Raw genomic sequence first — 10,450 nt, 5'->3', positions numbered from 1 at the left:
GCCGATTATTTGGCCAAGAACGCCTGCCGAACCAAGCAGAGAAAGTCGATACAGAACAGGACCTTGGAAGGCGTTTTAAATGGACTCGCCGCTTAAGGTCCTGTACATGAAATCGGCCAGTGCGCATAAGGGGGGCGTTACGTTAAATCGGACGCCCTTTTTGCTGCCTGTTGTCCGTGCCTGTCATTCAGTAAAGGTGTAGTATCATGTAAACATTGTGGTTTGGTGGGGTGTGTATGAGTGTTATGTCTGTCCGTTTGCCGGATGAGGTAGAGCAGCAGTTGGGGCAATTGGCCCAGTCCACAGGCAGAACCAAATCATGGTTGGCAAACCAAGCTATCCAGGATTATTTGGCGCGAGAAGCCTGGCAGATCACGGAAGTTGAAGCCGCATTGCGTGAAGCGGATGCGGGCGACTTTGTGCCTGAAAAGGAGATGATGGCGAAGTTCAATCGGTGGGGTATCAATGCAGGTTAAATGGCTGCGTAAGGCTGCACTGAACCTTGAGGATGCTCACGATCACTTAGCAAAAGAGAACTCCAGGGTGGCCCAGGAGTTTGTATTAGAGGTGTATCGCTTGGTTCACTTGTTGGTAGATCAGCCAGCAATGGGACGGCCAGGGCGCGTTCCTGGTACACGAGAGCTTGTGCTGCAACCCTATCCGTTCCTCATTCCATACCGAGTGAAGGGCGAGGAGATCCAAATTCTGAGGGTGTTTCATACCCGCTTGCGGCTACCAAGCCACTGGTGAAGGGTGCTTGTAGGTAGGGCGGTATGCGTTTGCGTATGGAGGGGGTCGTGCGGTAACGTACTGCCTAGAACAGACAAACCCCGAAGCTCTGCTGATCAACTTGGCGGAAGATTCAGAGCGTTCGGGGCCGTGACTTAATCACAGGAAGATCATACCACATGGATCACATCAAACAACCCTGCACCGCCAATAAGCGCGGTGGAACTTGACCGACAGAGCACAGCTTGAGCTGTTTCGGGAGCGCCTGCCCCGGAAGCCCTACCATACCGACGAACTCACCACGGGCCTGTCCATTGCGGATGTGAGCCGTGCCCTTGGGGCGCGTTACATTCAACCGAATGGGCCGACACACCGGCACTGGATCGTGTTCGACGTGGATCAGCCAGCCGCTACGTTATCTTGGGATGACGTAGGCGCCCCGGCACCTAACATCACCGTCACGAACAGGGCCAACGGTCATGCCCACCTGATCTACGGATTGGAGACCCCGATCCGCACCGCCCCGGACGGCAACGTGGCTCCGCTGCGTTATGCCGCCGCCATCGAGGCGGCCCTCCGGGAGAAACTGGGGGCTGATCTGGGCTACTCCGGGCTGATCTGCAAGAACCCCCTGCATACCCACTGGTTGGTTCAGGTATGGGAACCCAGAGTATGGCCTTGGGCGAAACTGTACCCTGTTCGAGAAAACGCGCCTGTGGGCCTATAAAGCGATCCGGCAGGGCTGGCCGGGCTACCGCGAATGGTTAGCGGCTTGTGTTGATCGGGCATCGGGATATAACGCCCAGTTCAAGCAGCCGCTCCCCGCAAACGAAGTCCGGCACACGGCCAAGTCCATTGCCAAATGGACGCACCAGCACCTAAGCCCCGCAGGCTTTAGCGCATGGCAAGCAGAGCAGGGAGCCAAGGGCGGTCGCATAGGCGGCAAGGTATCCAAGGGCGGGGGAAGGCCGAGCAAAGCAGCAGATCTTCTGCCGGAGATTCTGCGGCTCAAAGCGTTGGGGTATACCAACCGCGATATAGCGGACGATCTTCAAATATCAGCGGGAAGTGTGTCCAACTATCTCCGCCGTGATCGTGCGTGATCAAAAACAAAGCCATATCAGATAATAGCCCGCAGGGGGCGCCCTTGAGTCTTGAACATCCCTCGAGCGAGCGATCTTGGCGAGGTGGGCAACTGCCGAACCGTAGGCCGTCCATCGCCCCCCTGTTTTATTGGGGGGTGTGGGCGGGGCAGTTATCCACGGAGTGCTCCTTGCTCTTTCGTTTCATTCGTTGGAATGCGGCTGCGGCATTGTCGGCGCGATGTGTCGCTGAGGCTAGCGCCTGTTCCGTTTGCGCGAGGGTCTCCTGTAATTGCCGGACCTGCTGCTCAGTGCGCTTCAGCGTCTCGATGGCGTCACTCTCTGTCCGTGTCGCAGAGCGACGATCTAACTCGACCGCTTCCATGGCGTAATCCATGGTCGCCTGGATACGTTCCTCCGCAGCTAGAGCCCGGGTGTTCGCGGCCTCCAGTTCCTCACGCAGATCCTCGCGTTCCAGTCGGCAATGATTTTCCGTTGCCGCGTACCTTCTCAGGCTCGGTAGCAGCAGTGCCAGTACGATGCCGGCCCCGGCGCTGATGCCCAGCAGGATCATGGGCCACAGGTGCGGTAGCATTTCCCAGCCGGTGATGACGTACACGCGGGTCTGGTCTACTCCGAAATTCTCGACCCACCCTACGGTTGTCAGCCAGCGGTGCAGACTCCAGACCGCGGCTGCAACGACGACAGTCAGTCCCCCGATGAGTGCTCTTTTCATCGCAGATATACCTCCGTGATCTCTGGTCGAAAGTGGCCCAGCTCCTGGCTGACGGTCTCGAGTGCCCGTTCCCGTATCAGTCCCCGGTTTTGTAACTCGGTCATCCGTTCCTGGGCGTAGGAATGACGCAGCCCATGGGCGCCTGTTGACCAACCCAGCGCCCGTTCGGCGGCGGCCGAAACGGAGTTGCTCCAACGCTGGCCGCCGCCGATGTCGTAGTGCGACTGGTAGTAGATCCCGCGGTCTGTGACCTGGAGCGGGGTCTCCAGTCGGCGTGCCTCGAGTTGCGCGGCGAGCTCGTGGGGTATCAGAACCTCCCGAACCAACCCGCCCTTACCGGCCACGGTGTAGATCTCGCCATCACGCCCTGCGAATTTGGATTCCAGGGCGGGGCGTGGATCGGCGGTCCGCTCGGCCTGTGGTTGCAGGGTTAGCAGCTCGTGGGCTCGCAATCCGGCGGCGAATGCGATCTCGGTGGCCAGCGCATATCGGGGGGTTTGGGCAGCGGCGATCCGTTCGACCTGCGCCGCGGTGTAGGCGCGACTCTCGAGCGCCTGCTGCTGTTCGGATCGTACAACCGGGAGCGGTTCACCGAGGGGGAGCTGCTGCGTGACATGCTGCATCATGACCTGCATGGCCTGCCGCTCCATGTCGAGCGTTTTTTGCCCGACCTCCTGACCCCGTTGTTCCAGGTACGCGACGGCCTGTTCGGGGGTGATGGCGGTTAAGCCTCCGGTGATTTTCTCGCTCTTGGCCCATTCCGCAACGCGGGTGAGTGCAGCCTCATAATTGCGAACGGTCCCAACGGAGCGCAGCACCGAGCCCTGCACGGCTCGCATGACGTGGCCGGCCTGCGAGGCGGGGGAACTAAACCGCGGCATCGGCGGGATCTGCGTTTTTGGTGACCCACCGAGCGACCGTGGAATGAACAACTCTGATCCGGTGGTCGCGCAACCAGCGTTGCAGTTCGGCGACCGAGGCGCCGTTGCGTCGCAGTTGTATCAGCTCGCCTCGGTAACGGTCCAGACTGGATTTTGTATAGCGTCGCCGGCGGATCTCGGCGGTCTGCCGGCGCAGCTCGGCCAGTTCGGTGCGGGCGTCAAAAATATCCATGTTTGTTCTCCACGTTAGAACGACCAGCAGCGTTCGCTGCTGCGGCGGGTTTCCCTACCGATTCGCCCCGATCCCCTTTACGTCGGGTGGCCGGACTGTTCGCGCCATACACGGCCTCGTTTAACGTGTGAGGCACACGGGCGTTTTGCTGTCGCCGTCAGAACCCGAGGAGGGTCTCCCTATTTGGCTGTTGGGGTTCAGGAAGCAGTGGCTTGTTTTCGCCGTCTCTCGGATTGGAACCTGTATCCGGTGTAACAGGGTTGCGTTGGAGTGCAACAGTCTCAAGCTCGTTCAGCATAGCCCTACGGTGTGTGCGCATACAATGTGCATTTAAAAATGTGCGTGAATGTGTGGAATAGCCAGCTCCCACGCTATGTATCGACACATTTGTGTGTCGTACATAGCGTGGGAGCGAAGCGCACACATGAGCCCGTTGGGGGCCGCGGCCCCTTCGGGCTCATCAAGGTGCTAAAAGCAGGGCCAGAGCCGAAGGCTCTTGACCGTTACACCGTAACGGGTTACCGTGTCGTTACACGGTAACGGAGGGTTTAATAATGGCAAAAACAGCATCAGAACGGCAGGCCGCATATCGAGCCAGGCCGGATCAGTACCGGCTCAGTCTGTATATAAACGGGGAGGCACGCGCAGCGCTGACCGCGTTGGCTCGACACCGTGGCTGCTCTCAGCGCGAGGTGATCGAGTCGCTGATCGTCGCTGAAAAAAATGCGCTCGTGTCCGCGATGGACATCGACGACCTCGCGCGGTTCTACGAACAGGTTACGCGGTAACGCCAGCCTACCGCGCTGCGCTTGGTGCCTCGGTCACGTGCACGACGGATAGAGCCCGTCGCGGACGTGGCCGAGGTGCGTCGATAACGGGGTTGTAAGCCGGAACCGCCGAAATTTCCGTCACCCCAGTTCCAGCCCCGCCACGAGCGCATCGAGGTCGATGACCTTGTGTGGGATGCGACGACCCGCACCAATACTGGCTTTGCCAGCTTGCCGGAAAAATCGGGGGTTCCGGCTTGGAACCCCCAAAACGAGCAGCCGACCGGGCAGCGGTACGTTACGAAAGCCGCTTGCATATCGTATCTGTATTGTGTATCGTATCTGTATTGATACGATTTACACTGATACGGTACGAAAGGAGCAACGATCATGGCACGTCAGGGCATCACGTTTGAGCAGGTCGCCGCCGTCGCTGATACGCTGGCAGGCGAGGGTCAGCAGCCGACTATCCGGGCGGTGCGCGAGCGGTTGGGCGACACCGGCAGCCCGAACACCATCCACAAGCATCTGGCCGCGTGGCGTGAGGCTCGCCCGGTGGCCGCCGCCGCTGCGCCGGAACTGCCGCAGGCGCTGACCGCTGCCATTGCCGCCGAGATCGAGCGGGCCGCATCGCAGGCACGCGGCGAGATCGAGGGCCGTCTGGTGCAGGCACAGGCAGAAGCCGCCGAACTGGCCGCCGCTGGCGAGGTGCTGGAAGGCGAGCGCGACGAGTTGGCCGAGCAGGTGGCCGTGCTGACCACTGAGCGCGACACGCTGGCGGGCAAAGCCGCGCAGCAGGCCGCCGACTTGGCCGAGGCGCAGCAGCGCATCGAGCGCGAGCAGCAGGCGGCAGAGTCGGCCCGGCTGGAGGTGGCAACCGCCCGGCACAAGATCGAGGCGCAGGCCGAGCGCGTGAGCGAGCAGGCCGCCGAGCTTGAGCGCCTACGCGCCGCACTGGCCGAGGCACAGCAGGGCCGCACCGCCGCCGAACAACAGGCCGCCGTGCTGGCCGCCAAGCTGGAGGCGTGCGCCGACCGTGTGAGCCGCGCAGAGGCCCGCGCCGAGCAGATCGAGCAGCAGGCCGCCAAGGCAGCACAGGCCCACGACACCGCCCGCGCCGCAGCGGCGCAGGAAATCCGGCAGGCGCAGGCCGAGCGCGACGACGCCCGCAAGAACGCCGCCGAGGCCCGCGAGCAAGCCGCACGGCTGGCCGGGCAACTGGAGGCGCTGCAACGGCAGCAGGACAAAGCCGAGGCCGCCGAGAAGGCCGCCAAGACGCCGAAAGGGAAGGGGGGCGAGTGATGCCGACCGCCGCCCAGTTTCAAGCCCTGCACGACGAACTGCGGCAGCTTGGCGCGGTATTCGTGCAGGCGGCCAACCTGGGCGATCAGGAGCTTGCATTGTGGGGTTCCAAGCCGGAACCCCCGATTTTTCCGGCAAGCTGGCAAAGCCAGTATTGGTGCGGGTCGTCGCTAAACAGTTGTTTTACGGCACTGGTACGCCATTGGCTGAAATCCCCGGCTTGCACAGCCAGAACATGCGCGACAAACCATGTCGGATAGTCTCAGCAGCCGGAAACTTCGCCTGCGACCTTTTCCGACAGAATTTTCGGGGATTCCGGCTTACAACCCCTTTATTCGCATCCCACACAAGGTCATCGACCTCGATGCGCTCGTGGCGGGGCTGGAACTGGGGTGACGGAAATTTCGGCGGTTCCGGCTTACAAGGGGTCGTCTCAGAAAACGGAAAATAAAGCACGTTAAGCCGGGTGAAGTGGCCGTAGCGGCCTGAATTTTCCTGCGCCGACCTTGGTACTGCAGCGCCACAGGTAATCTCCGGTCAGGTTGATGTGCTCCCAGCCGAGCGGCGACAGGTACTGCAACAGGGCATCATCGACGGCTTGGCCGTGGCCGCGCAAGGCGTTCGCGGCCCGTTCCAGGTAGGCCGTGTTCCACAACACGATGGCGGCCGTCACCAGGTTGAGGCCGGAAGCGCGGTAGCGCTGTTGCTCGAAACTGCGGTCGCGGATTTCGCCCAGGCGGTTGAAGAACACGGCGCGGGCCAGCGCGTTGCGCGCTTCGCCCTTGTTCAGCCCGGCATGCACGCGGCGGCGCAGTTCGACGCTTTGCAGCCAGTCCAGGATGAACAGGGTGCGCTCGATGCGCCCCAGCTCGCGCAGGGCGACCGCCAAGCCGTTCTGGCGCGGGTAGCTGCCGAGCTTCCTGAGCATCAGCGAGGCCGTCACCGTGCCCTGCTTGATCGAAGTGGCCAGCCGCAGGATTTCGTCCCAATGAGCGCGGACGTGCTTGATCTTGAGCGTGCCGCCGATCATCGGTTTCAGCGCCTCGTAGGCGGCATCGCCCTTCGGGATGTAGAGCTTGGTGTCGCCCAGGTCACGGATGCGCGGCGCGAAGCGGAAGCCCAGCAGGTGCATCAGTGCGAACACGTGATCGGTGAAGCCCGCCGTGTCGGTGTAGTGCTCCTCGATGCGCAAATCGGATTCGTGGTATAGCAGGCCGTCGAGGACGTAGGTCGAATCGCGCACGCCGACGTTCACGACCTTGGTGTGGAACGGCGTGTACTGGTCAGAAATGTGGGTATAGAACGTCCGGCCGGGGCTGCTACCGTATTTCGGGTTGATGTGGCCGGTGCTCTCGGCCTTGCTGCCGGTGCGGAAATTTTGGCCGTCCGACGATGAAGTGGTTCCGTCGCCCCAATGCCCAGCGAATGGATGCCGGAACTGCGCGTTGACCAGATCGGCCAGCGCCGCTCCGTAGGTTTCGTCGCGGATGTGCCAGGCTTGCAGCCAAGCTAGTTTGGCGTAGGTCGTGCCCGGGCAGGACTCAGCCATCTTGGTCAGACCCAGGTTGATCGCGTCGGCGAGGATCGTGGTTAGCAGCAAGTTCTTGTCCTTGGCCAAGTCGCCCGATTTCAGGTGCGCAAAGTGCCGGGTGAAGCCCGTCCATTCGTCCACCTCCAGCAGCAGTTCGGTGATCTTGACGTGCGGCAGAATCATCGCCGTCTTGTCGATCAGGGCCTGCGCGGTGTCGGGCACCGCCGCATCGAGCGGCGTGATCTTCAGACCAGACTCCGTGATTATGGCGTCCGGCAGCTCGTTGGCCAGCGCCATGCGGTTAACGGTGTCGAGCTGCGCTTCCAGCAGCGTCAGCCGTTCATGCAGATATTGTTCGCAGTCGGTGGCCACGGCCAGCGGCAATTCGCTGGACCGCTTGAGGCTGGCGAACTTCGCGGGCGGCACCAGGTAGTCCTCGAAGTCCTTGAACTGGCGCGATCCCTGCACCCAGATGTCGCCGGAACGCAGCGCGTTCTTCATCTCCGACAGCGCGCACAGTTCGTAGTAACGCCGGTCGATGCCGGTGTCGGTCATCACCAGTTTCTGCCAGCGCGGTTTGATGAAGTCGGTCGGCGCGTCGGCTGGCACCTTGCGGGCGTTGTCGCTGTTCATGCCGCGCAGTACCTCGATGGCGTCGAGCACGTCCTTGGCAGCGGGCGCGGCCCGTAGCTTGAGCACGGCGAGGAATTCCGGCGCGTAGCGGCGAAGCGTGGCGTAACTCTCGCCGATGCGGTGCAGGAAATCGAAGTCCTCGGGCTGCGCGAGCTTCTGCGCCTCGGTGACGCTCTCTGCGAAGGCGTCCCAGGACATGACGGCCTCGATGGCGGCGAACGGGTCGCGGCCCGCTTGCTTGGCCTCGATCAGCGCCTGGCCGATGCGGCCGAACAGCCGCACCTTAGCGTTGATCGCCTTGCCGGACGCCTGGAACTGCTGCTGATGCTTGTTCTTGGCGGCGTTGAACAGCTTGCCCAGGATACGGTCGTGCAGGTCGATGATTTCGTCGGTGACGGTGGCCATACCTTCGATGGTGAGCGCCACCAAGGTCGCGTAGCGCCGCTGCGGCTCGAACTTGGCCAGATCGGCGGGCGTCATCTGGCCGCCCTCGCGGGCGATCTTGAGTAGCCGGTTCTGGTGAACCAACCGCTCGATGCCAGAAGGCAGGTCAAGTGCCTGCCACGCCTTGAGGCGTTCGATGTGCTCCAGCATGTGCCGCGAATTTGGCTTGACAGGTGACTGGCGCAGCCAGGCCAGCCAGGTCGTCTTGCCGTTGTCCCGGCGCTTGAGCAGGTCATCGAGGCGACGGCAATGCGCATCCGACAGCGGTTCGGCTAAGGCGTCGTAGATGTGTCGGTTGGCGCGGGTGATCGCCTCGGCACTCGCCCGCTCGACGGCGTTAAGGGCAGGCAGAATGACCGACTGTCGCCGCAGATGCTCGATCAAGGCGCTGGCCAGCACCACGCCCTTGTCGGTTTGCATGGCCAGCTCGGTCAGCGTGTGGACGGCCTGCCGGTAGTGGCTCATGGTGAACGGCTGGAAGCCGAACACCGTTTGCAGTTCGACCAGGTGCTCGCGCCGGGTCTGCTCTCGCTTCCCATACTCGTCCCAGCTTTCAATGCTGACCTTGAGCTGGTCGGCGACCAGCTTCAGCAAAGACGGAAACGGCGGTTCATTGACACCCAGGATTACGCCAGGAAAGCGCAGGTAGCAAAGCTGTACGGCGAAGCCCAACCGGTTAGCTGGGCCGCGCCGTTGCCGGATGATGGACAGGTGTGGGATGCAAATAAAGTCCCATCCTAAGCTACGCCAATTTTCAGGACTGTTTTGAAAGACTCAGGCTTGGCAGGCGGGTAAAGTGTCATTCTGAAAGGATCGCGTGGCATTGGGCGCGGCCTGAATCGTGAAAATAAAGTCTCATACTTTCGAGCGTCTGAATCGTCGCCCACTACCGCCGGGACTGAGACACCAACAAGGGGGGCGTATGCCCAAAACCCGAAAACACCTCACCCCGACCGAAGCAGAGGCCAAGGGGCTTCTATGCCGTAAGCACCTCAAGGAACGCCTCCGCCTCATGCCGGGACTAAACACCAAGCCCGCTGGCAGTGTCTGGCAAGGTCAGGGGGCTTATGATGTGTACAACCCAGCCGAGTGCGTGCCGTGGCGCTGGATGCCTGGGCGTGCCCAAGTCCGTCGCCAGCACGTCGCAGCGCAGGCAAAAGACCTGATCGCCGCAGGCTGCATTGTGCTCGACACCGAAACCACCGGCCTCGGTGATGACGCCGAGATTTGCGAGATAACCATACTCGACGTGACCGGCGCACCGATCCTCGACACGCTGGTACGCCCGACCCGGCCAATCCCGGTCGAGGCGACAGCGATTCACAAAATCACCGACGCCATGGTGGCCAGTGCGCCGAGCTGGCCCGAGGTGGCCGAGCAGTACGCCGCCGCCGTTGCTGGCCGAACCGTCGTTGCCTACAACGTCGCTTTTGATGCGCGCTTGCTGCGGCAGACCTATCAGATACACGGACTCACCGCGCCAGTGTTGACGACCGCTTGCGCGATGCTGATGTATGCCGAGTGGCATGGAGAGTACGACCGGAGCCGCGACCGCTGGCGATGGTTGAAGCTGATCGAGGCTGCGACCGACTGCGGCGTGGCAGAAGACGGCGCACACCGCGCCCTTGCCGACGCCCGCATGACGCTGGGTGTGCTGCGATACTTGCAGCGCCGCACGAACGGACGGCGACCGGCAGGGCCGAAAGTGGCCACCGTCCCGCAGGAGGCTTTGCCCTCTGTTTTAGGATGAAACTCTATTTCAAAGAATGAGACTTTATTTGTACGGATGAATCTTTATTCGCATCCCACAACAGGTCGCTATCGCTAAACGTGTAATGTCGGATCAGATCGTCTTTGATGTCCGGTAACGCCAGCAGGCTTTCGCGCTCGGCGGCGGAGAGAATCGAACGGCGGGGCATGCGAATTCCTTTTATTTGTCACATCTTTTACTACAATGACCGTTTACACACCTTAGAAAAGGTGACGGATTAAGTGACATATATTGACACCGTCGCGTGCCAAAATCACAGTGTCACATAATCGAACGTATATGTGACAGGATCAAAATGCTGATTGGCTACATGCGGGTATCGAAAGCGGATGGTTCCCAGGC

The 10,450-nt window shown here is 61.5% G+C and carries 11 protein-coding genes and 2 pseudogenes; 8 read left to right on the top strand and 5 right to left on the bottom strand.

Features of this window, described 5'->3' with window-relative positions; all coding sequences use genetic code 11:
* Positions 1-236 precede the first annotated feature (236 nt).
* From relB to ACYVG7_RS08395, 4 genes are all read left to right on the top strand, one after another.
* Positions 237-476, top strand: a complete 240-nt coding sequence (gene relB, locus ACYVG7_RS08410) for a type II toxin-antitoxin system RelB family antitoxin (RefSeq protein WP_016946643.1) — start codon at positions 237-239, stop codon at positions 474-476.
* Positions 466-750: a type II toxin-antitoxin system RelE/ParE family toxin gene (locus ACYVG7_RS08405; protein WP_042650712.1), complete on the top strand. Its 285-nt coding sequence runs from the start codon at positions 466-468 to the stop codon at positions 748-750. The genes relB and ACYVG7_RS08405 overlap by 11 nt, the downstream gene beginning before the upstream one ends.
* Positions 751-955: 205 nt before the next feature.
* Positions 956-1,456, top strand: a complete 501-nt coding sequence (locus tag ACYVG7_RS08400) for a replication initiation protein (protein ID WP_460882708.1) — start codon at positions 956-958, stop codon at positions 1,454-1,456.
* Positions 1,365-1,832 (top strand): primase C-terminal domain-containing protein, encoded by a 468-nt coding sequence (locus tag ACYVG7_RS08395; RefSeq protein WP_460882709.1) that lies wholly within the window; start codon positions 1,365-1,367, stop codon positions 1,830-1,832. The genes ACYVG7_RS08400 and ACYVG7_RS08395 overlap by 92 nt, the downstream gene beginning before the upstream one ends.
* A 127-nt stretch (positions 1,833-1,959) precedes the next feature.
* Here ACYVG7_RS08395 and ACYVG7_RS08390 read toward each other — a convergent pair whose 3' ends face one another.
* From ACYVG7_RS08390 to ACYVG7_RS08380, 3 genes are read right to left on the bottom strand one after another with little or no spacing between them, the layout of a single operon-like run.
* Complete coding sequence (locus tag ACYVG7_RS08390) at positions 1,960-2,547, bottom strand: hypothetical protein (protein ID WP_460882707.1); 588 nt, start codon at positions 2,545-2,547, stop codon at positions 1,960-1,962.
* Complete coding sequence (locus ACYVG7_RS08385) at positions 2,544-3,386, bottom strand: tyrosine-type recombinase/integrase (protein WP_460882706.1); 843 nt, start codon at positions 3,384-3,386, stop codon at positions 2,544-2,546. Before ACYVG7_RS08385 ends, ACYVG7_RS08390 begins: the two co-directional genes overlap by 4 nt.
* A 28-nt stretch (positions 3,387-3,414) precedes the next feature.
* The gene (locus tag ACYVG7_RS08380) at positions 3,415-3,660 is read right to left on the bottom strand and encodes a hypothetical protein (protein ID WP_460882705.1); all 246 of its coding nucleotides are present in this window, start codon (positions 3,658-3,660) and stop codon (positions 3,415-3,417) included.
* A gap of 554 nt (positions 3,661-4,214) precedes the next feature.
* Here ACYVG7_RS08380 and ACYVG7_RS08375 point away from each other — a divergent pair.
* The 3 genes from ACYVG7_RS08375 to ACYVG7_RS08365 all read left to right on the top strand — a co-directional run bounded on the left by ACYVG7_RS08375 (position 4,215) and on the right by ACYVG7_RS08365 (position 5,989).
* Entirely contained in the window at positions 4,215-4,448 is a 234-nt protein-coding gene (locus tag ACYVG7_RS08375) for a hypothetical protein (protein ID WP_460882704.1), read from the top strand.
* Between the two features lie 369 nt (positions 4,449-4,817).
* Positions 4,818-5,729, top strand: a complete 912-nt coding sequence (locus tag ACYVG7_RS08370; protein ID WP_447187533.1) for a DNA-binding protein — start codon at positions 4,818-4,820, stop codon at positions 5,727-5,729.
* Positions 5,729-5,989 carry a hypothetical protein gene (locus ACYVG7_RS08365; RefSeq protein ID WP_460882703.1) on the top strand — a complete coding sequence of 87 codons (261 nt, stop codon included), beginning with the start codon at positions 5,729-5,731 and terminating at the stop codon, positions 5,987-5,989. Before ACYVG7_RS08370 ends, ACYVG7_RS08365 begins: the two co-directional genes overlap by 1 nt.
* 197 nt (positions 5,990-6,186) lie before the next feature.
* Here ACYVG7_RS08365 and ACYVG7_RS08360 read toward each other — a convergent pair.
* A pseudogene (locus ACYVG7_RS08360) lies at positions 6,187-9,048 on the bottom strand (Tn3 family transposase); the annotation flags it as partial.
* A 211-nt stretch (positions 9,049-9,259) separates the two neighbouring features.
* On the opposite strand from ACYVG7_RS08360, the gene ACYVG7_RS08355 reads away from it, so the two are divergent.
* On the top strand, positions 9,260-10,087 hold the full coding sequence (locus ACYVG7_RS08355; RefSeq protein WP_059385974.1) for a 3'-5' exonuclease: 828 nt from the start codon (positions 9,260-9,262) through the stop codon (positions 10,085-10,087).
* 61 nt (positions 10,088-10,148) lie between these two features.
* Here the strand turns inward: ACYVG7_RS08355 and ACYVG7_RS08350 are convergent.
* Positions 10,149-10,256, bottom strand: a pseudogene (locus tag ACYVG7_RS08350) (DUF4158 domain-containing protein); the annotation flags it as partial.
* Positions 10,257-10,450 lie beyond the last annotated feature (194 nt).

This window comes from Pseudaeromonas pectinilytica, assembly GCF_054780855.1.
The sequence above is the reverse complement of the archived record's forward strand: the minus strand, read 5'-3'. Positions and strand labels throughout refer to the sequence as shown.

What these genes read in the sequence shown, in the direction of transcription:
- ACYVG7_RS08365 (WP_460882703.1), top strand. Translation starts at nt 5,729, where the DNA reads ATGCCGACCGCCGCCCAGTTTCAAGCCCTGCACGACGAACTGCGGCAG.
- ACYVG7_RS08405 (WP_042650712.1), top strand. Translation starts at nt 466, where the DNA reads ATGCAGGTTAAATGGCTGCGTAAGGCTGCACTGAACCTTGAGGATGCT.
- ACYVG7_RS08355 (WP_059385974.1), top strand. Translation starts at nt 9,260, where the DNA reads ATGCCCAAAACCCGAAAACACCTCACCCCGACCGAAGCAGAGGCCAAG.
- ACYVG7_RS08385 (WP_460882706.1), bottom strand. Translation starts at nt 3,386, where the DNA reads ATGCGAGCCGTGCAGGGCTCGGTGCTGCGCTCCGTTGGGACCGTTCGC.
- relB (WP_016946643.1), top strand. Translation starts at nt 237, where the DNA reads ATGAGTGTTATGTCTGTCCGTTTGCCGGATGAGGTAGAGCAGCAGTTG.
- ACYVG7_RS08380 (WP_460882705.1), bottom strand. Translation starts at nt 3,660, where the DNA reads ATGGATATTTTTGACGCCCGCACCGAACTGGCCGAGCTGCGCCGGCAG.
- ACYVG7_RS08375 (WP_460882704.1), top strand. Translation starts at nt 4,215, where the DNA reads ATGGCAAAAACAGCATCAGAACGGCAGGCCGCATATCGAGCCAGGCCG.
- ACYVG7_RS08370 (WP_447187533.1), top strand. Translation starts at nt 4,818, where the DNA reads ATGGCACGTCAGGGCATCACGTTTGAGCAGGTCGCCGCCGTCGCTGAT.
- ACYVG7_RS08390 (WP_460882707.1), bottom strand. Translation starts at nt 2,547, where the DNA reads ATGAAAAGAGCACTCATCGGGGGACTGACTGTCGTCGTTGCAGCCGCG.